This window comes from Pseudomonas sp. Xaverov 83 (assembly GCF_019352905.1).
Classification (GTDB): Bacteria; Pseudomonadota; Gammaproteobacteria; order Pseudomonadales; family Pseudomonadaceae; genus Aquipseudomonas; species Aquipseudomonas yamanorum.
The window spans coordinates 209,211-234,913 of sequence record NZ_JAAAFU010000011.1 but is presented as its reverse complement, the minus strand read 5'-3'; the positions used below and the strand labels follow the sequence as shown (position 1 = coordinate 234,913).

General features: G+C 62.2%; 26 protein-coding genes. 22 read left to right on the top strand and 4 right to left on the bottom strand.

Annotated features, from left to right (window positions below; all coding sequences use genetic code 11):
• The first annotated feature begins 188 nt into the window (after positions 1 to 188).
• The 3 genes from K0H47_RS05525 (at position 189) to selO (ending at position 6,865) form a co-directional block, all read left to right on the top strand.
• A complete protein-coding gene (locus tag K0H47_RS05525; RefSeq protein ID WP_008439183.1) occupies positions 189 to 1,931 on the top strand; it encodes a potassium/proton antiporter in 1,743 nt (580 codons plus the stop codon).
• Between the two features lie 70 nt (positions 1,932 to 2,001).
• A complete protein-coding gene (mscK, locus tag K0H47_RS05520) occupies positions 2,002 to 5,352 on the top strand; it encodes a mechanosensitive channel MscK (RefSeq protein WP_063033441.1) in 3,351 nt (1,116 codons plus the stop codon).
• A gap of 49 nt (positions 5,353 to 5,401) precedes the next feature.
• Positions 5,402 to 6,865: a protein adenylyltransferase SelO gene (gene selO / locus K0H47_RS05515; protein WP_219272143.1), complete on the top strand. Its 1,464-nt coding sequence runs from the start codon at positions 5,402 to 5,404 to the stop codon at positions 6,863 to 6,865.
• Between the two features lie 5 nt (positions 6,866 to 6,870).
• Here the strand turns inward: selO and K0H47_RS05510 are convergent, their stop codons facing one another.
• Both K0H47_RS05510 and K0H47_RS05505 read right to left on the bottom strand, forming a co-directional pair.
• A complete protein-coding gene (locus tag K0H47_RS05510) occupies positions 6,871 to 7,272 on the bottom strand; it encodes a type II toxin-antitoxin system HigA family antitoxin (RefSeq protein WP_063033443.1) in 402 nt (133 codons plus the stop codon).
• Positions 7,269 to 7,565, bottom strand: coding sequence for a type II toxin-antitoxin system HigB family toxin (locus K0H47_RS05505; protein ID WP_093202502.1), 297 nt, complete (start codon positions 7,563 to 7,565; stop codon positions 7,269 to 7,271). Before K0H47_RS05505 ends, K0H47_RS05510 begins: the two co-directional genes overlap by 4 nt.
• A gap of 235 nt (positions 7,566 to 7,800) precedes the next feature.
• Between K0H47_RS05505 and trxC the strand changes: the two genes are divergently transcribed.
• Positions 7,801 to 8,235 (top strand): thioredoxin TrxC, encoded by a 435-nt coding sequence (gene trxC / locus K0H47_RS05500; RefSeq protein WP_177025883.1) that lies wholly within the window; start codon positions 7,801 to 7,803, stop codon positions 8,233 to 8,235.
• On the opposite strand, the gene K0H47_RS05495 is transcribed toward trxC, so the two are convergent.
• A complete protein-coding gene (locus tag K0H47_RS05495) occupies positions 8,223 to 8,471 on the bottom strand; it encodes a DUF6124 family protein (RefSeq protein ID WP_219272141.1) in 249 nt (82 codons plus the stop codon). The genes trxC and K0H47_RS05495 overlap by 13 nt on opposite strands.
• Positions 8,472 to 8,925: 454 nt before the next feature.
• Positions 8,926 to 9,696 (bottom strand): ParA family protein, encoded by a 771-nt coding sequence (locus K0H47_RS05490; RefSeq protein WP_003209397.1) that lies wholly within the window; start codon positions 9,694 to 9,696, stop codon positions 8,926 to 8,928.
• A gap of 347 nt (positions 9,697 to 10,043) precedes the next feature.
• Here K0H47_RS05490 and K0H47_RS05485 point away from each other — a divergent pair, with 347 nt between their 5' ends.
• Genes K0H47_RS05485 through K0H47_RS05400 form a run of 18 tightly spaced genes read left to right on the top strand, consistent with a single transcriptional unit; the run spans position 10,044 to position 25,698 of the window.
• Positions 10,044 to 10,766: a beta-ketoacyl synthase chain length factor gene (locus tag K0H47_RS05485; RefSeq protein ID WP_063033447.1), complete on the top strand. Its 723-nt coding sequence runs from the start codon at positions 10,044 to 10,046 to the stop codon at positions 10,764 to 10,766.
• Complete coding sequence (locus K0H47_RS05480) at positions 10,742 to 11,554, top strand: 1-acyl-sn-glycerol-3-phosphate acyltransferase (RefSeq protein ID WP_219272140.1); 813 nt, start codon at positions 10,742 to 10,744, stop codon at positions 11,552 to 11,554. Before K0H47_RS05485 ends, K0H47_RS05480 begins: the two co-directional genes overlap by 25 nt.
• A complete protein-coding gene (locus tag K0H47_RS05475; protein ID WP_219272138.1) occupies positions 11,532 to 11,801 on the top strand; it encodes a phosphopantetheine-binding protein in 270 nt (89 codons plus the stop codon). The genes K0H47_RS05480 and K0H47_RS05475 overlap by 23 nt, the downstream gene beginning before the upstream one ends.
• A gap of 9 nt (positions 11,802 to 11,810) precedes the next feature.
• Positions 11,811 to 12,065 carry an acyl carrier protein gene (locus tag K0H47_RS05470; RefSeq protein WP_003209389.1) on the top strand — a complete coding sequence of 85 codons (255 nt, stop codon included), beginning with the start codon at positions 11,811 to 11,813 and terminating at the stop codon, positions 12,063 to 12,065.
• Entirely contained in the window at positions 12,062 to 12,607 is a 546-nt protein-coding gene (locus K0H47_RS05465; protein ID WP_063033449.1) for a hypothetical protein, read from the top strand. Before K0H47_RS05470 ends, K0H47_RS05465 begins: the two co-directional genes overlap by 4 nt.
• A complete protein-coding gene (locus tag K0H47_RS05460; RefSeq protein ID WP_219272136.1) occupies positions 12,604 to 14,274 on the top strand; it encodes an acyl-CoA synthetase family protein in 1,671 nt (556 codons plus the stop codon). Before K0H47_RS05465 ends, K0H47_RS05460 begins: the two co-directional genes overlap by 4 nt.
• A 29-nt stretch (positions 14,275 to 14,303) precedes the next feature.
• Positions 14,304 to 15,038: a glycosyltransferase family 2 protein gene (locus K0H47_RS05455; protein ID WP_177071101.1), complete on the top strand. Its 735-nt coding sequence runs from the start codon at positions 14,304 to 14,306 to the stop codon at positions 15,036 to 15,038.
• Positions 15,035 to 15,970, top strand: coding sequence for a glycosyl transferase (locus K0H47_RS05450; RefSeq protein ID WP_177071100.1), 936 nt, complete (start codon positions 15,035 to 15,037; stop codon positions 15,968 to 15,970). The genes K0H47_RS05455 and K0H47_RS05450 overlap by 4 nt, the downstream gene beginning before the upstream one ends.
• Positions 15,954 to 17,495 (top strand): histidine ammonia-lyase, encoded by a 1,542-nt coding sequence (hutH, locus tag K0H47_RS05445; RefSeq protein WP_063033453.1) that lies wholly within the window; start codon positions 15,954 to 15,956, stop codon positions 17,493 to 17,495. Before K0H47_RS05450 ends, hutH begins: the two co-directional genes overlap by 17 nt.
• Entirely contained in the window at positions 17,488 to 17,913 is a 426-nt protein-coding gene (locus tag K0H47_RS05440; RefSeq protein WP_063033454.1) for a thioesterase family protein, read from the top strand. The genes hutH and K0H47_RS05440 overlap by 8 nt, the downstream gene beginning before the upstream one ends.
• Complete coding sequence (locus tag K0H47_RS05435; protein ID WP_257626626.1) at positions 17,910 to 18,608, top strand: outer membrane lipoprotein carrier protein LolA; 699 nt, start codon at positions 17,910 to 17,912, stop codon at positions 18,606 to 18,608. Before K0H47_RS05440 ends, K0H47_RS05435 begins: the two co-directional genes overlap by 4 nt.
• Positions 18,598 to 20,916, top strand: a complete 2,319-nt coding sequence (locus K0H47_RS05430) for an MMPL family transporter (protein ID WP_219272134.1) — start codon at positions 18,598 to 18,600, stop codon at positions 20,914 to 20,916. The genes K0H47_RS05435 and K0H47_RS05430 overlap by 11 nt, the downstream gene beginning before the upstream one ends.
• Complete coding sequence (locus K0H47_RS05425; RefSeq protein ID WP_093202557.1) at positions 20,913 to 21,647, top strand: class I SAM-dependent methyltransferase; 735 nt, start codon at positions 20,913 to 20,915, stop codon at positions 21,645 to 21,647. Before K0H47_RS05430 ends, K0H47_RS05425 begins: the two co-directional genes overlap by 4 nt.
• A complete protein-coding gene (locus K0H47_RS05420) occupies positions 21,644 to 22,126 on the top strand; it encodes a hypothetical protein (protein WP_219272133.1) in 483 nt (160 codons plus the stop codon). The genes K0H47_RS05425 and K0H47_RS05420 overlap by 4 nt, the downstream gene beginning before the upstream one ends.
• The gene (locus K0H47_RS05415) at positions 22,123 to 23,289 is read left to right on the top strand and encodes a beta-ketoacyl-[acyl-carrier-protein] synthase family protein (RefSeq protein WP_219272131.1); all 1,167 of its coding nucleotides are present in this window, start codon (positions 22,123 to 22,125) and stop codon (positions 23,287 to 23,289) included. Before K0H47_RS05420 ends, K0H47_RS05415 begins: the two co-directional genes overlap by 4 nt.
• Complete coding sequence (locus K0H47_RS05410) at positions 23,286 to 23,747, top strand: hotdog family protein (protein ID WP_218263233.1); 462 nt, start codon at positions 23,286 to 23,288, stop codon at positions 23,745 to 23,747. Before K0H47_RS05415 ends, K0H47_RS05410 begins: the two co-directional genes overlap by 4 nt.
• On the top strand, positions 23,744 to 24,472 hold the full coding sequence (fabG, locus tag K0H47_RS05405) for a 3-oxoacyl-ACP reductase FabG (protein WP_063033461.1): 729 nt from the start codon (positions 23,744 to 23,746) through the stop codon (positions 24,470 to 24,472). Before K0H47_RS05410 ends, fabG begins: the two co-directional genes overlap by 4 nt.
• The gene (locus tag K0H47_RS05400; RefSeq protein ID WP_093202575.1) at positions 24,472 to 25,698 is read left to right on the top strand and encodes a beta-ketoacyl-ACP synthase; all 1,227 of its coding nucleotides are present in this window, start codon (positions 24,472 to 24,474) and stop codon (positions 25,696 to 25,698) included. The genes fabG and K0H47_RS05400 overlap by 1 nt, the downstream gene beginning before the upstream one ends.
• The last annotated feature ends 5 nt before the right edge of the window (positions 25,699 to 25,703 follow it).

Sequence of the window (25,703 nt, the reverse complement as noted above, 5' to 3'; positions counted from 1 at the left end):
CAATCTGACAGTCACGATCTCCAGTGACTGACACACCGCAATCGCAGGCAAGCCAGCTCCCACATTTGACCTGTGTACATCCCCAACACCTTTTTTGACAGCACAGCAATTCAACAGGTTAGAATCGCTGGCACGCAGACTGCATGGTCAGTTTGCGCCTCGTCTTTCCTGCTCATGGAGTACTGCCTTTGAATGCGACGACCATCAACAGCCTGTTCTTGATCGGCGCGTTGCTGGTAGGTGCGAGCATTCTGGTGAGTTCTCTTTCGTCCCGCCTGGGGATTCCGATCCTGGTAATCATCCTGGCCGTGGGCATGATCGCCGGCGTCGACGGCGGCGGCATCATCTTCGATAACTACCCGACTGCCTACCTCGTGGGCAACCTCGCCCTGGCCGTGATCCTGCTCGATGGCGGCTTGCGAACACGGGTGGCGAGTTTTCGCGTAGCGCTCTGGCCCGCGCTGTCCCTGGCGACGGTCGGGGTACTGATTACCACCGGCCTCACCGGCATGGCAGCCGCTTGGCTGTTCAACCTCAACATCATTCAAGGCCTGCTGATCGGCGCCATCGTCGGCTCCACGGACGCTGCGGCGGTGTTCTCGCTGCTGGGCGGCAAGGGCTTGAACGAACGGGTCACCGCCAGCCTGGAAATCGAATCCGGCAGCAACGACCCGATGGCGGTGTTCCTCACCGTCACCCTGATCGACATGCTTGCCAGCGGCCAGACCGGCCTGCACTGGAGCCTGCTGGGCCACCTGATCCGTGAGTTCGGTATCGGCGGCATCATCGGCCTGGGCGGCGGCTGGCTGATGCTGCAGATGGTCAACCGGATCAACCTGGCCAACGGCCTGTACCCGATCCTGGTAATTTCCGGCGGCCTGGTGGTGTTCGCCCTGACCAACGCCTTGCACGGCAGCGGCTTCCTCGCGGTGTACCTGTGCGGCCTGGTGATCGGCAATCGTCCGGTGCGCAGCCGCCATGGCATCTTGCATATGCTCGACGGCATGGCCTGGCTGGCACAGATCGGCATGTTTCTGGTGCTCGGCCTGCTGGTCACGCCCCATGATCTTCTGCCCATCGCGCTGCCGGCCCTGGGCCTGGCGCTGTGGATGATTCTCTTCGCACGGCCACTGTCGGTGATCGTCGGCCTGCTGCCGTTCAAGGCCTTCCACGGTCGAGAGAAAGCGTTTATCGCCTGGGTAGGCCTGCGCGGCGCGGTCCCGATCATTCTGGCGGTGTTCCCGCTGATGGCCGGCCTGCCCCACGCGCAGCTGTACTTCAACCTGGCGTTCTTCATCGTGCTGGTGTCGTTGCTGGTGCAAGGCACGAGCCTGCCCTGGGTAGCCAAACTGTTGAAAGTGACGGTACCGCCCGAGCCCGCGCCGATTTCCCGCGCCGCCCTGGAAGTGCACGTCACCAGCGAGTGGGAGCTGTTCGTCTACCGCCTGGGCGCCGAGAAATGGTGCATCGGCGCCGCTCTGCGGGAACTGAAAATGCCCGAAGGCACGCGGATCGCCGCGCTGTTTCGTGGCCAGCAACTGCTCCATCCGTCGGGTAGTACGGTGCTGGAAGTCGATGATTTGTTGTGTGTGATCGGCCATGAACACAACTTGCCGGCCCTCGGCAAACTGTTCAGCCAGGCACCACAACGGGGCCTCGACCTGCGCTTCTTCGGCGACTTCGTACTGGAAGGCGACGCCCAGCTGGGCGCGGTTTCGGCGCTGTACGGGCTCAAGCTCGAGGGCATCGACCCGGACATGCCACTGAGCCGCTTCATCACCCAGAAAGTCGGTGGTGCGCCGGTGGTCGGCGACCAGGTGGAATGGAACAACACCATCTGGACCGTTGCGGTCATGGACGGGAACAAGATCGGCAAAGTTGGCGTCAGATTCCCCGAAGGAAGTCGCCCGGGCCCCGGACTCTTCCTCTAAACTGCGGGGCGACGGCGCGCCAGTCGATGTCAGGACGCCCCCTATTTATCACCTTGCTCGACCGGTCTCTATGACAACCCTGCGCACTTTTCTCGCCACTGCCCTGCTGGGCCTGACTCTCTGCGTCGGCACCGTACACGCTGCCGATCCGCCCAGCATCGACTCCGTCCAGCAAACCCTGGACAAGCTGCCGGACCGCAAACTGCCCGACGCCGACATGAAGGCGCTGCAAACCATCCTGCAGCAGACCCTCACCTTCCTGGGCAACCAGCAGGACTATCAGCAGCGCCTGGTAGACCTCAAGCGCCAGCTGGAAGACGCCCCGCGCCAGACCGTCGAAAACCAGCGCGAACTGACCCGACTCAAGGCCACCAAGGTGATTCCGGTCGCCCAGCGCTACGCCACCTTGCCTGTGCCGCAACTTGAACAACTGCTGGTGCAGCGCACCACCCAGCAAGGCGATCTGCAAAAGGAGCTGGCCGACGCCAACAGCCTGACCATTGCCGCCCAGACCCGTCCGGAACGCGCCCAGACTGAAATCAGCAGCAGCCAGACGCGTATCCAGCAGATCAACTCGACGCTCAAGGCCGGCAAAGACAACGGCAAGACTCTCAGCGGTGACCAGCGCAACCAGCTGAACGCCGAGTTGGCCGCCCTCAACGCACTGATTCCTTTGCGCCGCCAGGAACTGGCCGGCAACAGCCAACTGCAAGACCTGGGCAACAGCCAGCACGACCTGGTGCTGGAAAAAACCGGACGCCTGGAGCAGGAAATCCAGGACCTGCAAACCCTGATCAACCAGAAGCGCCTGGCCCAATCCCAGGAAACCGTGACCCAGCAGTCCATCGAAGCCCAGAAAGCCGGTGGCAGCAGCCTGCTTGCCACGGAAAGCGCGGCCAACCTGAAACTGTCCGACTACCTGCTCAAAAGTACCGACCGGCTCAATGAACTGACCCAGAAAAACCTGCAAACCAAGCAGCAACTGGACAGCGTGACCCAAAGCGACTCAGCGCTGGACGAGCAGATCAACGTGCTCAAGGGCAGCCTGTTGCTGTCCAAGATCCTCTACAAACAGAAGCAGGCCTTGCCGCGCCTGACCGTGGACCGCGACCTGGCGGACGACATCGCCAACATTCGCCTGTACCAGTTCGAGGTCAACCAACAACGCGAACTGATCAGCACCCCGAGCACCTATGTCGACAGTCTGCTAGCCACCCAGCCCGCCGACCAGGTCACACCCCAACTGCGCCGCACCCTGCTGGAACTGGCGATCACCCGCAGCGACCTGCTGGAGCGCCTGAGCCGGGAGCTGAGCGCGCTGCTCAACGAATCCATCACCCTGCAACTGAATCAGAAACAACTGCTGAGCACCGCCAGCACATTACGGGCGACCCTCGACGAGCAGATGTTCTGGATTCCCAGCAACAAGCCGCTGGACACCGAATGGCTGGAAACCGTACCGGCGCACCTGAGCAAACAGGTCACCACCTTGCCGTGGGCGTCCAGCGTCAGCGAGCTGTATGACGGCCTGACCCAGCGCCCGCTGCTGTTCCTGCCGTTGCTGTTGTTGATCGGCGCGCTGCTGTGGCGTCGCAGCTACCTGTATGCCCGGCTGAAAAAAATCCATATGGACATCGGCCACTTCAAGCGCGACAGCCAGTGGCACACGCCGGTGGCGATCCTGGTGAACATCGCCCTGGCGATGCCGGTGGCCCTGGGCCTAGCGCTGTGCGGCTATGCCTTGCAGATCGATGCCCGTGGGCAAAACGCCAACCTTGGCGCCGCCTTGCTGCAGATCGCCCAGGCATGGCTGGTGTTCTACACCGCCTATCGGATCCTCGCGCCCGGCGGCGTCGCCGAGCTGCACTTTCGCTGGGAAAAACCCCAGGTCGAATTCCTCCAGGGCTGGATCCGCAAGCTCGGGCTGGTGGTGCTGGCGTTGGTGGCCGTGGTGGCCATCGCCGAGCATCAACCGGCGGCGCTGGCGGACGACGTATTGGGCATCGGCGTGGTACTGACCTGCTACGCCTTGATGGCCTGGTTGCTCAGCCGCCTGCTGCTCAATAGCCCGACCCACGAAAAAGCCTCGCTGTTTCGCAAAGCCGTCGGCCTGATGTTTACCGCGCTACCGGTCGCACTGTTTATTGCCGTGTGCTTTGGTTACTACTACACCGCTCTCAAGCTCAGTGACCGGCTGATCAACACCCTTTACCTGCTGATGTTCTGGCTGGTAATCGAAGCCACCTTCGTCCGTGGCCTGGGGGTTGCTGCACGGCGCCTGGCCTATGCGCGGGCCTTGGCCAAACGCCAGGCCGCCAAGGAAGCGGGTGATGGTGAAGCGGTGATCGAAGAGCCGACCCTGGACATCGAACAGGTCAACGAACAGTCGATGCGACTGATTCGCCTGGCCCTACTCGGCGGCTTTATCGCCGCCCTGTATTGGGTGTGGTCTGACTTGATCTCGGTGTTTTCCTACCTGGACAACGTTACCCTCTACGAATACACCAGCGGCACCGGCGCCAATATCAGCATGGTGCCCATCAGCATCGGCGACTTGCTGGGGGCGCTGATTATCATCGGCATCACCTTTGCCCTGGCGCGCAACCTGCCCGGGTTATTGGAAGTATTGGTGTTGTCGAAACTGGACCTGGCCCAGGGCAGCGCCTACGCCACCACCACCTTGCTGTCCTACGTGATTGCCGGTGTCGGCTTTGTTTCCACCCTGTCGACCCTCGGCGTGAGCTGGGACAAGTTGCAATGGCTGGTGGCTGCGCTGTCGGTGGGCTTGGGCTTCGGGATGCAGGAGATCTTCGCCAACTTCATCTCCGGCATCATGATCCTGTTTGAGCGCCCGGTACGGATCGGCGACACCATCACCATCGGCAACCTGTCTGGGACGGTGAGCAAGATCCGCATCCGCGCCACCACCATCACCGACTTCGACCGCAAGGACATCATTGTCCCGAACAAGACCTTCATCACCGGGCAACTGATCAACTGGTCGCTGACCGACACCATCACCCGGGTCACCCTGAAACTGGGCGTGGATTACGGCTCGGACCTGGACCTGGTGAAGGAACTGTTGCTCAAGGCCGCCTCCGAAAACCCGCGCGTCCTGAAAGACCCGGCACCCCATGTGTACTTCCTCAACTTCGGTGAAAGTACCCTCGACCACGAACTGCGCATGCATGTGCGGGATCTGGGCGACCGTAACCCGGTGATCGATGAGGTCAACCGCTTCATCAACCGCGAGTTCAAGAACCACCACATCAACATCTCGTTCCGGCAGATGGAGGTTTACCTGAAAAACCTGCATGGCCAGGAATACAAGCTGGTACCGGTGGAAGAAGAAAACCGGACCATCCTGCCGCCCGCCCAGGACCAGGACCTGCCCGAGCCGCCGCCCGCCAAACTCGACTAAACGCGCTATCCCCAGCAGAATGGTCGGACATTCTGCTGGGAGATGGCCGTTGAAAGCCCTCGACGAACTGACCTTCGACAACCGCTTCGCCCGCCTGGGCGACGGCTTCTCAACCCATGTGCTGCCCGAACCCATCGACGAACCGCGTTTAGTGGTAGCGAGTGAAGCGGCCATGGCGCTGCTGGATCTCGACCCTGCCGTGGCCGAAACACCGGTATTTGCCGAGCTGTTCGGCGGGCACAAGCTGTGGGCCGAGGCCGAGCCGCGAGCGATGATCTATTCCGGGCATCAGTTTGGCTCGTACAACCCGCAGTTGGGTGACGGGCGCGGACTGCTGCTGGGCGAGGTTTACAACGAAGCGGGCGAGCATTGGGACCTGCACCTCAAGGGCGCCGGGCAAACCCCGTACTCGCGCATGGGCGATGGTCGTGCGGTGTTGCGCTCGTCGATCCGGGAGTTTCTGGCGTCGGAAGCACTGCATGCGCTGGGCATTCCAAGCAGTCGTGCACTGTGTGTGATCGGTTCCACCACACCAGTGTGGCGCGAGAAACAGGAGCGCGCCGCCATGGTGCTGCGCCTGGCCCACAGCCACGTGCGCTTTGGGCATTTCGAATATTTCTACTACACCAAGAAGCCTGAATTGCAGAAGCAATTGGCGGAGCACGTGTTGTCCCTGCACTTCCCGGAATGCATGGAACAGCCGGAGCCGTATTTGGCGATGTTCCGTGAAATCGTCGAACGTAATGCGGAGCTGATCGCCAAGTGGCAGGCCTATGGGTTCTGCCACGGAGTGATGAACACCGACAACATGTCGATCCTCGGCATCACCTTCGACTTCGGGCCGTTTGCGTTCCTGGATGATTTTGACGCGCAGTTCATCTGCAACCACTCGGATCATGAAGGGCGCTATTCCTTCAGCAACCAGGTGCCGATCGGGCAGTGGAACCTGAGCGCACTGGCCCAGGCGTTGACGCCGTTTATCAGCGTCGAGGCGCTGCGGGAAACGCTGGGGCTGTATCTGCCGTTGTTCCAGGCCCACTACCTGGACCTGATGCGCCGCCGGTTGGGCCTCACCACCGCCGAAGATGACGATCAAAAACTGGTGGAGCGCCTGCTGCAACTGATGCAGAACAGCGGCGTCGACTACACCCTGTTCTTCCGCCGGCTGGGGGATGAATCAGCCGCGTTGGCCGTGGCGCGGTTGCGCGACGACTTTCTCGACCTCAAGGGGTTTGATGAATGGGCGGACCTGTACAAAGCCCGTGTGGAGCGTGACGCCAGCGGCACAGAAGAACAGCGACGTGAGCGGATGCATGGGGTGAATCCGCTTTATATCCTGCGCAATTACCTGGCGCAGAACGCCATCCAGGCGGCAGAGCTGGGGGATTACAGCGAAGTGCGCCGGCTGCATGAAGTGCTGACCAAACCGTTTGAAGAGCAGCCGGGGATGGAGCAATACGCCCAGCGGCCGCCGGATTGGGGGAAGCATTTGGAGATTAGTTGTTCGTCGTAAGCGAGCTAAATGAAGGTTTCCACTGAAACGCCAAAACGCTCCGCCAGCCAACGAATCTGACGCAAGTTGAGCTGGCGCTTACCGCTCAGCACTTCCGAAACGACTGATTGCGTACCAACGCCTGGCAGATCACTTTGGTTCAAGCCGTGCTCCCGCATCATTGACCGCAATACATCAACCCCACTGGCGACGGGCATCGGGCGGTGTTCAAGGTCGTAGGCCTCGATCCAGTCACTGAGGATGTCCACCAGGCTCATGAGCGGGCTGGATTCATCTTCGCCTATCAGGTCGAGCAATTCGTCGAGGGCGCTGACCAAGGTATCGTAGTCCGCCTCGTTTCTTGGCTTGCGCAGCAATGGCGAAACAAATTGCCAGTGTTCGGCAGCCTGCCTGATGAGTGCGCTCATCTGATTTTCTCCTTCCATTTACCTTGCTCATATTCACGGTGATCGAACAGGTACTTGATATAAATTCGTTGTACTTGGTAATGCACGAAGGCAATCAACCTCAGCTTATTGCCCCCGATGTCAAACACATGGAACTGCCCGACTTTGTCTGTTGCAGGGAACATTCCTTTCATCGACGCAAAGTCGGCGGGACTGTTGCGTTTCATTCTGCGATACCACTCATCCAGTGCTGTGGCTGAATGCGGCCATCTTTCTTTCGCTTCCCATATCCTTTTTTCGCTGATCACTCGCATGCAACATCCTTATCGCATCTTGCTATGAAGGTTAGTCTTGCCGAAAAAATATCGCAATATGCGATATTCTTTGGCGGACCAGTGGCGCAATTCCAAGCGCTCTTCAACAGCCTAGATACGCCGCGATAGAAGACACCATCAAAAATGTGAACGCGTACGTCACTAGCGTCGAACCTTGATAAACACCCTTCCCGGCTCCAAATAGAACCCATTGGCCACTTTCACGGAGCCCAGCATGCCCGACTCTCTAGTAATTCCCTGCCCCCACTGCAACGGTCTTAACCGCATCCCCAACGAACGCCTGGGCGATGCACCAAAGTGCGGGCGCTGTAAGCAGCCGGTGCTGCTGAGCAAATCCTTTGAGTTGAAGCAAGGCGACTACACCAGCCAGATCAAGGGCGACCTGCCGTTGCTGGTGGATGTGTGGGCCGAATGGTGCGGGCCGTGCAAGTCGTTTGCGCCGGTGTTTGAGCAGGCCGCCGGGCAGTTGGCCGGGAAGTGCCGATTGGCCAAGCTCGATAGCGAGGCCAATCAGCAGTTATCCGCTCAGTTGGGGATTCGCTCGATTCCCAGCCTGATCCTGTTCAAGAATGGCCGGGAAGTGGCGCGTCAGAGCGGAGCTTTTCCGTTGCCGCAGTTGATGAGCTGGCTGCGCAGTCAGGGCGTTTGAGGTAACGGGACACCCCGGTCCATCACTTGCCCCATCAGCAATACGCCCAATTCGCTCAATTGATGAATGGCCAACGCGACATCGCGCTGCTTGCCGGTGAGGTCGTCGGAAAGATCGAGCAAGAGGGTGGTGACTGAGGAGAAGGTTTCGTAGGAGTTGAGGATCAGGGTTTCGGTGGCTTGGCCGGGGCTGACTGTAAAAAGGTACGACGGGGGATTTGGAGTAGTTTTAAACATGGTCGACATTCCTGATTGGAGCCGCCATCTGATCGCTACTAAACGAATTAGGGTGGCAGCTGTACGCAGGTTAGTAGACCGGGAAATGTCGAAGCCGGCGCGCCCGAAGACGCCCTACGCACAGCTACCATCAAGCACAGACTCAGCGCCTGAAAGATGAAGCTTATGCACTTAACGACAAACACTCGGGCTACTAAACCCGATCACTGAGAAATCAGCGACCGAGCAACCTTAGAGACGCCCATCCAGACGCACAAGCCGGCGGATTCTGGCGTAACTGTAGGCAACGGCGCAAGACGACGATTTCCCTGTAGGAACAGAGACCAATGTGGGAGCTGGCTTGCCTGCGATAGCATCACCTCGGTGTAACTGACAAACCGAGTTGACTGCATCGCGGGCAAGCCCGGCTCCCACACAAGCAGGCTCCCACATGGGTGATGTGTTGCCTGCTAAATCACGCGTTTTCCAGCAGGTTATGCAACTCCACAAACTGCTGTGTCAGCTTGTGCCGTGGGTCCAGGTGGATCAGCGGCATGTTCGCCTGGTGCGATTCACGCATGCGCACCGAGCTGGTCAGGTACACCGGCAGTACCGGCAACCCTTCGGCAATCAATTCATCCAGCATCTGCTGCGGCAGGCTCGCCCGGGCCTGGAACTGGTTGACCACGATCCCTTCCACTTCCAGCCCTTCGTTGTGGTCTTCCTTCAATTCTTCAATCTCTGCCAACAGGCCATACAGCGCCTGGCGGGAGAAACTGTCGCAATCGAAGGGGATCAACACACGATCAGCGGCAATCAGCGCTGAAACAGCATAGAAGTTCAGCGCCGGCGGCGTATCCAGGTAGATCCGGTCGTAGTCCTCGCTCAATTCATCCAGCAGCTTTCGCAGCTTGTTGATCTTGTGCTTGGCTTCGAGCTTGGGCTGCAAGTCCGCCAGTTCCGCGGTAGCGGTGATGACGTGCAGGTTGTCGAACGGGGTTTCGTAGATATCCACCTGGTTCTTCTTCGAAAACGGCCCGGAAGACAGGGTTTGCTTGAAGAAGTCGGCGATTCCCATGGGGATATCGTCGCCGGTCAGCCCGGTGAGGTACTGGGTTGAATTGGCCTGGGCATCGAGGTCCACCAACAGGGTTCGATAGCCTTCGCTGGCGCTGACCGCCGCCAGGTTGCAGGCAATGCTGGACTTGCCAACACCGCCTTTTTGGTTGAACACCACGCGCCGCATGGAAAAACCTCCGTGTATCAATGAATGACCGAGTGTAGAGGGCAAAAGCGCCGGTTTGCTACCTCGTTCGCTTCTGTACTACAGCATCAGAGGCTCTATCTCGCACAACAATTTCCCACCAACCTGACAAAGTAGGAAATACCTGACACCCGGTGCCCCACTCCCACGACGGACAATCAGTAATTCATTTCAACGATTTTGTAATCAGTCGTGAACAATTCTTTACCAAAGTTTGCTAGAACCCCGCAGCACCGGGATAATGCGCGCCATTCGGCGATTGCACCCTGTCCCCGTATTCGGGGCCAATGGCCGCACAAGGAAGCCCGCAGGGGCGGGATAACTTCTCAGTGATCAATTTCAACATCGCCCAATGGCGTGCCTGGGCTCCCGGGCTCGAAAGCGCGGACGACTGGCGTGCATGGTGCCAGCAGCCAACAGTGCCCGCCCGCAGCGACGTGGCTCCCGACGTATCGTTCCTGCCGGCCATGCAGCGCCGACGCCTGAGCCGCCTGGCGCGCATGGCCTTCAGCGTGGGCTGGCCACTGGCCGAAGGCCTGCAACAACTTCCGCTGGTATTTGTCTCCCGTCACGGCGAAACCCCGCGCACCCTCGATATTCTCAGCGACCTGGCCAACGACGAGCCGCTGTCGCCGACCCAGTTCAGCCTGTCGGTGCATAACGCGGTGATTGGCCTGTGGTCGATCCTGCGCAATGAAACCAGTGAAATGACTGCCCTCGCCGCCGCCGGCGACGGCCTGGAACACGGCATGCTCGAAGCCGCCGCCCTTTTGAATGAAGGCGCACCGGCTGTATTGCTGATCATTACCGAGGAACAACCGCCCGAAGCCTATGCTCGCTGGATCGACGACGTGCCCTTCCCCTACGCCCTCGGCCTGCTGCTGACACCGGGCGACGAGTGGCAACTGGAACTGAATACGGCCGCTGTCCAACCCACCACCAAAGCCCAGTGGCCCCATGCCCTGAACCTGCTGCGCACCCTGCTGAACGAAGAGGGCGCCTGCCAACATGCCTGGAAGAACCGAGTATGGAACTGGCAACGCAAGTCCTGACCGAAAAGCCTCGGAAGGCCTACTACTGGCGCCTGTTCGCCACTGCCGCTGCCTTCGCCCTGTTTGGCCTCGGCGGCCTGTGCCTGCGCGTGCTGGTATTTCCGCTGCTCAGTTGCCTGCCGGGTAACGCTAAACAGCATCAACGACGTGCGCGCCACACCATCAGCTGCCTGTTCTGGCTGTTTATTCGCATGATGTATCGCCTGGGCATCCTGACCTACAGCGTCGAAGGCGCAGAAAAGCTCGGCCGCCCGGGCCAGATGATCATCGCTAACCACCCATCTCTGGTGGACGTGGTGTTCCTGATCGCCCAGATGCGCCAGACCAACTGCGTGGTCAAGCAGAGCCTGTGGCAGAACCCGTTTACTCGCGGGCCGGTGCGCGACGCAGGCTACATCAGCAACGATGGCAGCGCCGACATGCTCGATGCCGCTGCCGATGCCCTGCGAGACGGCCAGACCCTGATCATTTTCCCGGAAGGCACCCGCTCCTCACCGGGCCAGGCACCGACCTTTCATCGCGGCGCCGCCGCCATTGCCCTGCGCGGTGCGAGCATCATTACGCCGGTGGTGATCAAGGTCAGCCCCACCACCCTGACCAAGGCCGAACCCTGGTATCGCATCCCGAATCGTCGCTTTCACTTCAGTTTGCGCGTGGGTGCCGATATAGAACCACAGGCGTTTGCCGCACAAGGGCCCGCGCCCCAGGCTTCACGCAAGCTCAACGATTACCTGCACCAGTATTTTATTAAGGAGCTCGCCGAAGATGAGCAACCCACACAGCCTTGAGCACGACATAAAAACGCTGATCATCGAGGCCCTGGGCCTGGAAGACATCAGCGAGAGCGACATCGGCAACGAGCAAACCCTGTTCGGCGAAGGCCTTGGCCTGGATTCAGTCGACGCCCTGGAATTGGGCCTGGCGATCCAGAAAAAGTACGGCATCAAGATCGATGCCGACGCCAAGGACACCCGTAATCACTTCACCAACGTGGCCAGCCTCGCGGCGTTCGTCACGGCCCGACAGGCAGTTTGAGACCGTACCATGCAAACTCGTGACGATATTTTCAACACCTTGCGCGACGCCTTGGTGGAACTGTTTGAACTGGAACCTGAACGCGTCACGCTCGACGCCAACCTGTACCAGGACTTGGAAATCGACAGCATTGATGCGGTGGACTTGATCGACCACATCAAGCGCCAGACCGGCAAGAAAATCGCTGCCGAAGAGTTCAAGGCCGTGCGCACCGTGAACGACGTGGTCGAGGCGGTCTACCGTCTGGTTCAACCGGCCGCATGAGCCGGCTGATCGGCCTTGGCCTGTTGCTGGCGGGGCTGCTGTACCCTTTTGCGGTGTATTACGGCACGGAACATTTTGCTCCGTGGCAATTTGGCCTGCTGCTGGGCAGCCTGTGGCTGTTGCGCGCCCTGACCGGCGCCAGGCGCCCGGGCAGCCGCTGGATGGCGGCGGCGATCATCGTCTTTTGCCTGTTGCTCGCCTGGTTCGACAACCCGCAGATGCTGCGCTGGTACCCGAGCCTGGTCAGCGCGTTCATGCTGGCGCTGTTCGGCCTGAGCCTGAAATACGGGCCGCCGATGGTCGAGCGCCTGGCACGCATGACCGAGCCGCAACTGCCCGAAAAAGCGATTGTGTACACGCGCCAGGTCACCGTGGTGTGGAGTGTGTTTTTTCTGTGTAACGGCCTGCTCGCCGCCGCCCTCACCCTGTGGGCGCCGTTGAGCTGGTGGACGTTGTACAACGGCATGATCGCCTACGGGCTGATGGGGCTGTTGTTTGCCGTGGAATGGCTGGTACGACAAAGGGTTCGAGGCCGCGTATGAATTGGTTGAATCTTGAGCACTTGCTGCTTGAGCCTGTAGAGCAGCGTTGGGTGACCACCGAACCTGCCCTGGATCACCAACAGTTGTGGGAGAAGTCCCTGAGCCTGGCCACCGGGTTGCAAGCCCGGGGCATCCAGCGCCTGGCGGTGCACCTTGAGGATGCCGGCGTGCTGGCGATCGCCCTGTTGGGCGCGTGGCGTGCTGGCGTCAGCGTGTTGTTGCCCGCTGACCTGCAACCACAAACGCGCCAACGCTGGGACGATGCCGTCGACGCCTGGCTGACCGAAGCCGGCGACCTGGATGCGCTGTATCAAGCGCCATTAAGCGCCGCGGCCCTGGACTTGGACACCAGCTGCCTGAGCCTGTGCACCTCCGGCTCCAGCGGCGAGCCCAAGCGCATCGACAAAACCCTGCGGCAGATGGCCAACGAGGTCCAGGCGCTGGAAACCCTGTGGGGCGCCGACCTGGGCGAGGCGTGCATCATCGGCAGCGTCGCCACCCAGCATATCTATGGCTTGTTGTTCCGGGTGCTGTGGCCGTTGTGTGCCGGGCGCACCTTTGTGCGCCAGCAGTTGGCATTCCCCGAAGACTTGCAGCGCGCCAGCCGTGAGCATTCGCAGTTCGCCTGGGTCGCCAGCCCGGCGTTGCTCAAGCGCATGGGCGACAACCTCGACTGGCCAGCGCTCACGCCGGTCAAACGGGTGTTCTCCTCCGGCGGCGCCCTGCCCCTTGAAGCCGCCAGCAGCCTGCATCAGCGCCTGCAACAGTGGCCGACGGAAATCCTTGGCAGCTCGGAAACCGGTGGCATCGCCTGGCGCCAGGGCGAACAACCGTGGCAGCCGTTTGCCGACGTGCACCTGAGCCAGGACGCCGACGGAGCGCTGCGCATCGCCTCGCCGTACTTGCCCGCCGGCCATGTCGAACAGACCGCAGACGCCGCCAACATCCACGCTGACGGCCGCTTCGAATTGCTGGGCCGGCTGGACCGCATCGTCAAACTGGAAGAAAAACGCATCTCCCTGCCGATGCTCGAACAAGCGCTGATGAACCATGCCTGGGTCGCCGAAACCCGCCTCGGCGTGGTGCAGGAAAACCGCGCTTCCCTCGGCGCCCTCGTGGTGCTCAGTGCTGAAGGTATGCACGCCCTGCGCAACCAGGGCCGGCGCACCGTCACCCAAACCCTGCGCCAGCACTTGAGCCAACACTGCGAAGCCCTGGCCCTGCCCCGCCGCTGGCGCCTGCTGCGCCAATTGCCGCTGAACACCCAAGGCAAGCTACCCCAGGCTGACGTCGAAACCCTGCTGCTGGCGCCCCGGCCGAAAGCGCCGGAAGTGTTGGGACAAGTCGAAACCAACGGAGAATGGACCCTGCAACTGGCGATCCCGCCGGACCTCGCCTACTTCAGCGGCCACTTCCCGCAAACCCCGGTGCTGCCGGGCGTGGTGCAAGTGGATTGGGCGCTGAACCTGGGCCAGCAACTGCTCAACCTGCCGGGGCAGTTTGCCGGGATGGAGGTGCTCAAGTTCCAGCAACTGGTGCGCCCGGATGACCGGATCGAACTGCACCTGCGGTTCGACCAGGAGCGCGGCAAGCTGTACTTCGCCTACCGCAATGAGGCGGCGGCCTGCTCCAGTGGGCGCATTCTTTTGGAGCTGGCGAGTGAATAAGCTTCTGTTGTGGCGAGGGGGTGCCTGTTATGCATAACCCTTGCGCCCTGATCCCGGTCTACAACCACGAAGCCGCTGTGCCCGCCGTGGTCCGTACCGTGCTGGACAGCGGCCTGCCGTGCCTGCTGGTGGACGACGGCAGCAGCGCCGCCTGCGCCGCCGTGCTGACGCAACTGGCAACCCTCGACAACGTGTCCCTGCTGACCCTGCCCACCAACCAGGGCAAAGGCGCGGCCGTCATGGCCGGCTTTCGCGAAGCCGCGCGCCTGGGCTTCACCCATGCCCTGCAAGTGGACGCCGACGGCCAGCACGACCTGCGGGAAGTCAGCACCTTCCTCGATGCCTCCCGCGCCCACCCGAATGCAGTGATCTGTGGCTATCCGGAATACGACGACAGCGTGCCCAAGGGTCGCCTTTACGCGCGCTACCTGACCCACGTGTGGGTGTGGATCAATACCTTGTCGCTGCAAATTCGCGACTCCATGTGCGGCTTTCGCGTGTACCCGCTGCCACCGACCCTGGCCTTGATGGACTCGGCCAACATCGGCAAACGCATGGATTTCGACTCCGACATTCTGGTGCGCCTGGCCTGGCGCAACCAGCCGATGCGCTGGCTGCCGACCAAGGTGCACTACCCCGCCGACGGCCTGTCGCACTTTCGCCTGTTCCACGACAACGCGCTGATTTCCTCGATGCACACCCGGCTGTTCTTCGGCATGTTGGTGCGCGCGCCGATGATCCTCTGGCGCCGGTGGCAGGCATGACCCAGGACACCAAGCACTGGGCCGACCGCGAAGAACGCGGCAGCTTCTGGCTGATGAAATTCACCGCCTTCGCCGCCAAGGTCCTCGGGCGCCGGCTGCTGAGCCCACTGCTCTACGGCATCGTTTTCTACTTCTTTCTGTTCGGCCGCACGGCCCGCCAAAGCGCCTGGCAGTACCAGCAGCGCCTGGCCGACTGGAGCCAGCGCGACGACCTGCGCCCGACCCACCGAAGGGTCTTCGGCCAGTTCATGGCGTTCGCCGACGCCCTACTGGACAAGCTCGACGTATGGAACGGCAAGTTGCGCCTGGAGCAGATCGAAATCATCGACCCAGCTCAACTGCGTGGCCAGTTGCGCAGCGAGCGCGGGCAGATGCTGGTGGGCGCGCACCTGGGCAACCTTGAAGTGTGCCGCGCCCTCGCCGAGCTCGGCGAAAAGGTCACCATGAACGTGCTGGTGCACACCAAGCACGCCGAACGCTTCAACCGCATATTGGGCGAAGCCGGGGCGACCAATTTGCGCCTGATTCAAGTGAGCGAACTCGACCCGGCGGTAATGATGATGCTCAGCCAGCGCCTGGACGACGGCGAGTGGCTGGCAATTGCCGGCGACCGCGTACCGCTGCATGGCGGGCGTACGGTGCGCGTGGATTTTCTCGGCCATGACGCCGCCTTCCCCCAAGGCCCATGGCTGCTGGCCGGCCTGCTGAAATGCCCGGTCAACCTGCTGATGTGCTTGAAGCATCAAGGCCGTTATCGCCTGATCATCGAGCCGTTCGCCCGGTTGATCGAATGGAAACGCAGCGATCGCCAGCAGGTGATCGCGCAATGGACCGCCCGCTACGCCGAGCGCCTGGGCCAGTTCTGCCTGGAAGCGCCCCAACAATGGTTCAACTTTTACCCTTTCTGGAAGACCGATGACGACGCATCTTGAGCCGGTAACCTTCGGCGAACTCCCCCTGCGCATCGAAGACGTGCTGGCCCTGGCCAACCGTCAGGCGCCGACTCAATTGCAAGACGATGCCAAGTACCGCCAGCGTATCGCCAAGGGCGCGCAGTTCCTCGATTCGTTGCTGGACAAGGAAGGCGTGATCTACGGCGTCACCACCGGCTATGGCGACTCGTGCGTGGTGGCGGTGCCGCTGGAGCACGTCGAAGCGCTGCCCCGCCACCTCTACACGTTCCACGGCTGCGGACTGGGCAAGTTGCTGGACGCGCAAGCCACCCGCGCGGTGCTGGCGGCGCGGTTGCAGTCGCTGTGCCACGGCGTTTCTGGCGTGCGCGTGGAGTTGCTGGAACGTCTGCATGCGTTCCTGGAATTCGACGTACTGCCGCTGATTCCGGAAGAAGGCTCGGTGGGCGCCAGCGGTGATTTGACGCCGCTGTCCTACGTGGCCGCGACCTTGTCCGGCGAGCGCGAAGTGCTGTTCCGTGGCGAACGTCGCCAGGCCGCCGACGTACACCGCGAGCTGGGTTGGGACCCGCTGGTATTGCGCCCGAAAGAAGCCCTCGCATTGATGAACGGCACCGCCGTGATGACTGGCCTCGCCTGCCTGGCCTTCGCCCGTGCCGACTACCTGCTGCAACTGGCCACGCGCATCACCGCGCTGAACGTGGTGGCGCTGCAAGGCAACCCGGAGCATTTCGACGAGCGCCTGTTTGCCGCCAAGCCGCACCCGGGGCAGATGCAAGTTGCCGCCTGGCTGCGCAAGGACCTGGCCATCGACGCCCCCACCGCACCGCTGCATCGCCTGCAAGACCGTTACTCGCTGCGCTGCGCGCCCCACGTCTTGGGCGTGTTGGCCGACAGCCTGAACTGGCTGCGTTCGTTCATCGAGATCGAACTCAACAGCGCCAACGACAACCCGATCATCGACGCTGAAGAAGAGCGCGTGCTGCACGGCGGCCACTTCTACGGCGGCCACATCGCCTTCGCCATGGACAGCCTCAAGACCTTGGTGGCCAACGTCGCCGATCTGCTGGACCGCCAGCTCGCCCTGCTGGTGGACGTGCGCTACAACCACGGCCTGCCGAGCAATTTGTCCGGTGCGCCAGCCGAGCGGGCGATGATCAACCACGGCTTCAAGGCCGTGCAGATCGGCACCAGCGCCTGGACCGCCGAAGCGCTGAAAAACACCATGCCGGCCAGCGTGTTCTCGCGCTCCACCGAGTGCCACAACCAGGACAAGGTGAGCATGGGCACCATCGCCGCCCGCGATGCGATTCGTGTGCTGGAACTGACCGAACAAGTCGCCGCCGCCACCTTGCTCGCCGCCAACCAGGGCGTATGGCTGCGGGCCCAGGTTGAAGACGCGCGCCCGCTGCCCCCAGCGCTGGCCGCCATGCACATCGAGCTGGCCAAAGACTTCCCGCCGGTCATCGAAGACCGCGCCCTGGAAGGCGAACTGCGCCTGTGCCTCAAGCGTATTGCCGAGCAACACTGGAGGCTGCATGCGTAGCCCCGGCGTGTTGCACTGCGACACTGAAATCCTCGTGCCGTTTTTCGACATCGACACCATGAACGTGGTGTGGCACGGGCACTACGTGAAGTACCTGGAAGTCGCCCGCTGCGCCCTGCTGGACAAGCTCGGCCACAACTACACGGCGATGCTGGAAGCGGGTTATGCCTGGCCGGTGATCGACATGCAGCTGCGCTATGTGCGCGGCGCAACCTTCGGCCAGACCATCAACGTACGCGCCAGCCTGGTGGAGTGGGAGAACCGCTTGAAGGTCAATTACCTGATCAGCGACAAGGCCACCGGTGAGCGTCTGACTCGCGCCAGCACCGTGCAGGTGGCGGTGGAAATTGCCAGTCGCGAAATGCAGTTGGCATCGCCGAAAGTATTTGTCGACGCAGTCGAGAGGGCGCTGTCATGACACACAACCCTGTGGGAGCGGGCTTGCCCGCGATGGTCGTCAACGATAACGCGAGACGCCTGACACTTCTCGGCGCCCTCAGGTTCTTCGCGAGCAAGCTCGCTCCCACAAGGACCGCGCTAATCCTGTTGTTGGGCATTCCAGGCCTGGCCCACGCCTTCGACCTGCAACAACTCAGCGATCAGCTTGCAAAGCCAACGGTGATCCACGGCAACTTCATCCAGGAAAAACACTTGCGCGCCCTGCCGCAGCCGCTGACCAGCAAGGGCACCTTCGTCCTGGCCAAGGACCACGGCTTGCTCTGGCTGCTGAAAACCCCGCTGCAACAGGACTACCGCATCAGCGCCACCGGCATCGCCCGGCGTGACGCCAACGGCTGGCAATTGCTGCCGAACAAGAGCGCCGGTGCCGAGCAGAACCGTTTGTTCCTCGCCGTGTTGCAGGGCGACAGCAGCGGCTTGCAGCGTGACTTCGAACTGCAGCTGCAAGGCGAAGCCACGCAGTGGAAACTCACGTTGATCCCGCGCTCGCTGCTGCTCAAGCAGGTGTTCACCCAGATCAATATCGACGGCGGCGAGCTGGTGCAAAAAATCGAGCTGCTGGAAACCCAGGGCGACAGCACCGTACTGCGCATGCAGGACAGCACCAGCAGCCAACCCTTGAGCGACGCGGAGCAACACGACTTTGCCGAGTGAACGCTGGTTGCCGCGACTGTTCCTGATCCTGCTGGTGGCCGTGTTGGCCCTGGCGGGTTGGCAATGGCGCCATGGCGCACCGCTGTCGGCGAACCTGATGGAACTGGTGCCCGGCACCGCACCGGATGCGCTGGAACTGCGCGCCGAACAGCGCATGCAGGAACCACTGAACCGCGAAATGCTGGTGCTGGTGGGGCATGCCGATCGGCAACAAGCCGTGGCCATGGCGACGCAATTGGGCGAAGCCTGGCAAGCCAGCGGCCTGTTTGAAAAGGTTCAGTGGAACCTGCAAGCCGACCTGCCGGCCCTGCGTCAGCAACTGCTGCAAGGCCGGCTGGCGATGCTCTCGGCCAAGGACCGCGAGCAACTGATCGACGAGCCCCAGGCGTTTATCCAGCAACGGGTGCAGGCGCTGTTCGACCCGTTCACCGGCTTCAGCCTGGTGCCGAGCCAGGACGATTGGTTGGGTCTCACCGGGCGTATCCAGAACAGCCAGCCGCAGCACGGTTCGGTGCAGCTGGATATCGGCAGCGGCGCGTTGATCGCCGATGCCGACGGCAAAAGCTGGGTGCTGCTGCGGGCCCGCACCACGGGTAATGCCTTCGACATGAAACTGCCGCTGCAAGTGGCTGATCTACTCAAGGCCAGCCGCGAGCAGGCCGACCAGCAAGGTGCGCAATTGCTCGCGGCCAGCGGCCTGCTGTACGCGGCTAATGGTCAGCAGCAGGCGACGCGGGAAATCACCTGGGTCGGCGGCGGCGCGACTGCCGGGATCCTGTTATTGCTGCTGTTGGCATTCCGCCGCTGGCGTGTGCTGTTGGCGTTTGTGCCGGTGCTGGTGGGCATGTTGTTTGGTGCGGTGGCCTGTGTGGCGCTGTTCGGGCATATGCATGTGATCACGCTGGTATTGGGTTCGAGCCTGATCGGCGTGGCGGTGGATTACCCGCTGCATTACCTGTCCAAGAGCTGGAGCATGAGCCCTTGGCGCAGCTGGCCGGCCTTGCGCCTGACCTTGCCGGGCTTGAGCCTGAGCCTGGCCACCAGTTGCATCGGTTACTTGGCGCTGGCGTGGACGCCGTTCCCGGCGCTGACGCAAATCGCGGTGTTCTCGGCGGCGGGCCTCGTGGGCGCCTATCTGTCCGCCGTATGCCTGCTGCCGGCCTTGCTCAAGGGCGTAGAACTGCGTCCGGCCCAATGGCCGCTGCGCATTGCCGAGTTTCTGCTGAGCGTGCGCGAGTCGCTGCTCAAGCGCCTGCCCAGTCCGGTGTTATTGGTACTGGTGTTGGTGTTTTGCGCAGGCGGCCTATGGCACCTGAACAGCAAAAACGATATCCGCCAGTGGATCGGTGCGCCGCCGCAGTTGCTGCAGGAAGCCCAGGCCGTTGCGCGGATTACCGGGTTCCAGCCCACCAGCCAGTTCTTTCTGGTACGGGCGGACAATCAACCGCAATTGCTGGAGCGCCAGGCCGCGCTGAGTCAGCGTCTGGATCAGCTGGTGAACATGGACAAGCTCCAGGGTTACCTCGCGCTCAACCAGTTGGTCAGCCCGCCGGCTGAGCAACAACAGCTGCGTGAAGCCTTGAACCAACTGCCGCAGTACTGGCAGCCATTGCTGGACCTCGGCGTACCGGCCGCCGCGCTGCAAGCCGAGTTGGCCCAGTTGCAGTCACTGCCCACCGAAGACATCGACGCAGCGCTGGTCGGCCCGCTGGCTGAGCCGTGGCGCACGCTGTGGCTGGGGAATGTCGACGGTGGTGTGGCAGCGATGGTGAGCCTGCAAGGGTTGAACAATCCGGCCTTGCTGCGGGTACAGGCCCTGGATCTGCCCGGCGTGCAGTTGGTGGACCGCCTGGGCGACTTGAACCAGGTGTTTGCCGCGACGCAAATCAGCGCCGCCGAATTGAAGTTGATGTCGTGCGTGTTGATCGTACTGTTGCTGATCCTGCCGTTTGGCTTCGGCGGCGCCTTGCGCATTGTTGCCCTGCCGTTGCTGGCCGCGTTGTGCAGCCTGGCCAGCCTGGGCTGGCTGGGGCAGCCGCTGACGTTGTTCAGCCTGTTCGGCCTGCTGTTGGTAACCGCCATCAGCGTCGACTACGCGATCCTGATGCGTGAACAAATTGGCGGCACCGCCGTGAGCCTGTTGGGCACACTGTTGGCGGCCGTGACTACTTGGCTATCGTTCGGCCTGCTGGCCATTTCCAGCACGCCGGCGGTGAGTAATTTTGGGCTATCGGTGAGCTTGGGGCTGGCATTCAGCTTCATGCTGGCACCGTGGGCCGCCCCGTCCGGGACAAGGAAGAAACGATGAGCAGCCAATACCTCAGCAAGAACTACGTCGAAGAAACCAAATTCGGCTTCTGGTTCCTGCGTAGCCATACCTGGCAGCACCATGTGCTACGCGTGGCAATCAACGACCTGCGTAGCCTGTTCAGCGACCCGCTGCCGGTTGCCCCGGTGCTGCTGGACGCTGGCTGCGGCCAGGGCAAGTCGTTCCAGTACTTGCAGCAGGTGTTCGCCCCCGAGCGCCTGATCGGCCTCGACGCCGACCCACACAGCCTGGACCTGAGCCGCGCCGAAGCCGCGCGCCAGGGCATCGCCATCGAGTTGATCGGCAGCGACTGCGCGACCCTCGACGTGGCCGACGCCAGCGTCGACGTGCTGTTCTGTCACCAGACTTTCCACCACCTGGTAGAACAACATCGCGCCCTGAAAGAGTTCTATCGGGTGCTCAAGCCGGGCGGCTACCTGCTGTTTGCCGAGTCCACCGAGGCCTATATCGACACCTGGGTCATTCGCTGGCTGTTTCGTCACCCGATGCATGTGCAGAAAAGCGCCGAGGAGTACCTTGAGATGATTCGCGAGCAGGGCTTTGAGTTCGGCCCGCAGAACGTCTCGTACCCGTACCTGTGGTGGAGCCGCGCCACCGACTTCGGCCTGCTTGAGCGCTGGGGCCTGCGCCAGCCAAAACCGGCCGGCCAGCGCGAAGAAACCTTGGTCAACGTGGTTGCCCGTAAACCTCTGGCGAGCACTGAAACATGATCCGAATGCTGTTGATCGGCTGCTTGTTGCTGCTGAGCGCCTGCGCCAGCCAGCCGCCGTTGCCGTCGAAAACCCCGGTGCTGAGCCTGCCGTTGCAACTGCATGTGCAGCGCGAACAGGATGGCCAACGCCAGGACTGGCTGCTGGTGATGCAACGCGAAGCCGGCGGGATTCGCTGGTCGATGATGGACCCGCTGGGCATTCCCCAGGCTCGGCAGAAGTTGATCAACGGCGCCTGGCAGGCCGACGGTCTGCTGCCGCCCAATCCCCAGGCACGAGAGTTGTTTGCCGCGCTGTTGTTCGCCCTCACCTCGGCGGATGAGGTCTCCAAGCTGTACCCCGGCACCCAGGAAATGGACTTGATCCGCACCCTGCCGTCCCGCTGGAAGATCACCTATCACTCCTCCCTGGTGTTTCGCGTGGACGTGATTGGGCAGCCGTTGACCTACCGCATCTCGCCGCTTGAGGCCACACGATGACCGCCTACCTCAATGCCCTCGGCGTGATCTGTGCCCTGGGCCGTGGCAAGCGCGAAGTCAGCCGCAACCTGTTCGCCGGCGACTGCTCCGGCATGCGCGCCGAAAGCGGCTGGGTGCCGGAGCGTGTGTTGCCGGTGGCGGGCGTACACGGTGAACTCGCGGCGATCCCGCCCGGGCTGGAATCGCACCACAGCCGTAATAATCAGTTGCTGCTGGAAGCGGCATTGCAGATTGACGACGAGATCCGACAAGCGATTCAGACGTTCGGTGCGTCGCGCATTGGCATCGTGCTCGGCACCAGCACCTCGGGCATCGATGAAGCCAGTCGTGGCATCGCCCACTACCTGCGGGAAAAAAACTTCCCCGGCGACTACGATTACCTGCAACAGGAACTCGGCGCCCCGGCCAATTTCCTCGCCGACTGGCTGCAACTGAGCGGCCCGGCCTACGTGATTTCCACCGCCTGCACCTCCAGTGCGCGGGCGCTGATGAGTGCCCAACGCCTGTTGGACCTGGGTGTGTGCGATGCGGTGATCTGCGGTGGCGTCGACACGCTGTGCAAGCTGACCCTCAATGGTTTTTCGTCGCTGGAGGCGGTTTCGGCACAGCGCTGCAATCCGTTTTCGGTGAACCGCAACGGCATCAATATCGGCGAAGCCGCCGTGCTGTTCCTGATGAGCAAAACCCCCGCACCGGTTGCACTGCTGGGCAGCGGCGCCAGTTGCGACGCTCACCATATTTCCGCGCCCGAGCCCACCGGCAAGGGTGCGTTGCAGGCGATGCGCAAGGCCCTGACCAGCGCAAAACTGACACCCGGGCAGATCGGTTACCTGAACCTGCATGGCACCGCCACGCAGCACAATGACGCCATGGAAAGCCTGGCGGTCGCGGCCCTGTTCCCGGACGGCGTAACCTGCTCGTCGACCAAACCCATGACCGGCCACACCCTGGGCGCTGCCGGCGCGCTGGAAGCGGCGTTCTGCTGGCTGAGCCTGGCGGAAGGCGTAGTGCCGCCCCATGTCTGGGATGGCCAGGCCGACCCCGACCTGCCCGTACTGAAGTGGGCGTCGCCCGGCGACGCCCTGGAAAAACGCTGCCTGATGAGCAACTCGTTTGCCTTCGGCGGCAACAACGTCAGCCTGATTATCGGAGACGCCCCATGACTGATTGGCCGCTCGCCGAACTGCTGCCCCACGCCAGCGACATGATCCTGATCGATCAGGTCCTGAGCTTTGATGAAGAACAGATCCAGACCCGCCTGACGGTCAAGCCCGGCGGTCTTTTCAACCGCGCCGACGGCAGCCTGCCCGCGTGGGTCGGCATTGAGTTGATGGCCCAAAGTGTCGCCGCCTATGCCGGTTGCCGTGCGCGCCAGAAAGGTGAGGCCGTGGAGTTGGGCTTCCTGCTGGGCACGCGCAAATTCGAGTGCAACGTCGAGCACTTTCCCGCAGGCACCGAGCTGACCATCCACGGCCTGCGCTCCCTGGAAGACGACAACGGCATGGGTGTGTTCGAATGCCACCTCACCGGCGACGGTATCCAGGCGAGTGCACGCTTGAACGTATTTCGACCGCCCCAGGCGGCCAACTATTTAGATGAATCGAAGGACACCACGCCATGACTGAATCCGTATTGGTGACCGGCTCCAGCCGTGGCATCGGCCGCGCTATCGCATTGCGCCTGGCCCAGGCCGGGCACGACATCGTGCTGCATTGCCGCAGCGGGCGCGCCGAGGCGGATGCGGTGCAGGTCGAAATCGAAGCCCTGGGGCGCAAGGCTCGGGTGTTGCAATTCGATGTGGCGGATCGCGCCAGCTGCAAGGAGATCCTTGAAGCCGACGTGGAAGCAAATGGCGCGTATTACGGCGTGGTGCTCAATGCAGGCCTGACGCGCGATGGCGCGTTTCCAGCGCTGTCGGAAGACGATTGGGACGTGGTGATGCGTACCAACCTGGACGGGTTCTACAACGTATTGCACCCGGTGATGATGCCGATGATTCGTCGTCGCGCCGCCGGGCGAATCGTGTGCATCACGTCAGTGTCCGGGCTGATCGGCAACCGTGGCCAGGTCAACTACAGCGCGTCCAAAGCTGGTTTGATCGGCGCCGCCAAGGCCCTGGCCATCGAGCTCGGCAAGCGCAAGATCACCGTCAACTGCGTGGCTCCCGGGCTGATCGACACTGCGATGCTCGATGAAAACGTACCGGTGGAAGAATTGATGAAAATGATCCCGGCCCAACGCATGGGCACTCCGGAGGAGGTCGCCGGGGCCGTGAATTTCCTGATGTCGGCGGAAGCCGGCTACATCACCCGCCAAGTGCTGGCCGTGAATGGAGGCCTGTGCTGATGAAACGCGTGGTGGTCACCGGCATGGCCGGCGTTACGTCCCTGGGCAGCGATTGGGCAACCATCGCCGCCAACTTCCGCGCCAACCGCAGCGGCATCCGGCGCATGGACGAGTGGGAGCGCTTCACCGAACTGAACACACGGCTGGCCGGGCCGATTGATGATTTCGTGGTGCCCGCCCACTGGACCCGCAAGCAACTGCGCAGCATGGGCCGGGTGTCCCGGCTGGCGGTATGGGCGGCGGAACAGGCTCTGAAAGACGCCGGTTTGCTGGGCGACGAGTCGATCAAGGACGGGCGCATGGGCGTGGCCTGTGGCTCGTCCACCGGCAGCACCGACGAGATCAAGGCCTTCGGCAATATGCTGCTGAACTCGGTGGCCGAGGGGCTGAACGCCAACTCCTACGTGCGCATGATGCCCCACACCACGGCAGCGAACATCAGCATCTTCTTTGGCCTCACCGGCCGGCTGATCCCCACATCCAGCGCCTGCACCAGCGGCAGCCAGGGCATCGGCTACGCCTATGAGGCCATCAAGTTCGGCCGCCTGCCGCTGATGTTGGCGGGTGGCGCGGAAGAGCTGTGCCCTACCGAAGCCATGGTGTTCGATGCGCTGTACGCCACCAGCCTGAAAAACGATGCACCGCAAACCAGCCCGCGCCCCTACGACAGTGGCCGCGACGGCCTGGTGATCGGCGAAGGCGGCGGCATCCTGGTGCTCGAAGAGCTGGAACATGCACTGGCCCGCGGCGCGCACATCCACGCGGAGATCGTCGGTTTCGGCAGCAACGCCGACGGCCAGCACACCACTCGCCCGGAGCAGGCCACCATGCGCCGCGCCATGGAGTTGGCCCTGGAAGATGCCGGGCTTTCGCCCGACGCCATCGGCTATGTGAACGGCCATGGCACCGCCACCGACCAGGGCGACATCGCCGAAACCCTGGCCACCAACAGCCTGTTCGGTAGCCGCATGCCCATCAGTTCGCAGAAGAGTTTCCTTGGGCATACCCTGGGCGCATGCGGCGCGTTGGAGTCGTGGTTCAGCATCGAAATGATGAACAGCGACCGATACGTGCACACCTTCAACCTCGACGAGGTCGACCCGCGCTGCGGTGAGCTGGATTACCTGCAAGGTGAGTTCCGCGAACTGCACAACGACTACGTGATGAACAACAATTTTGCCTTTGGCGGCGTCAACACTTCGCTGATTTTCCGCCGCTGGGTGTAAGTTTT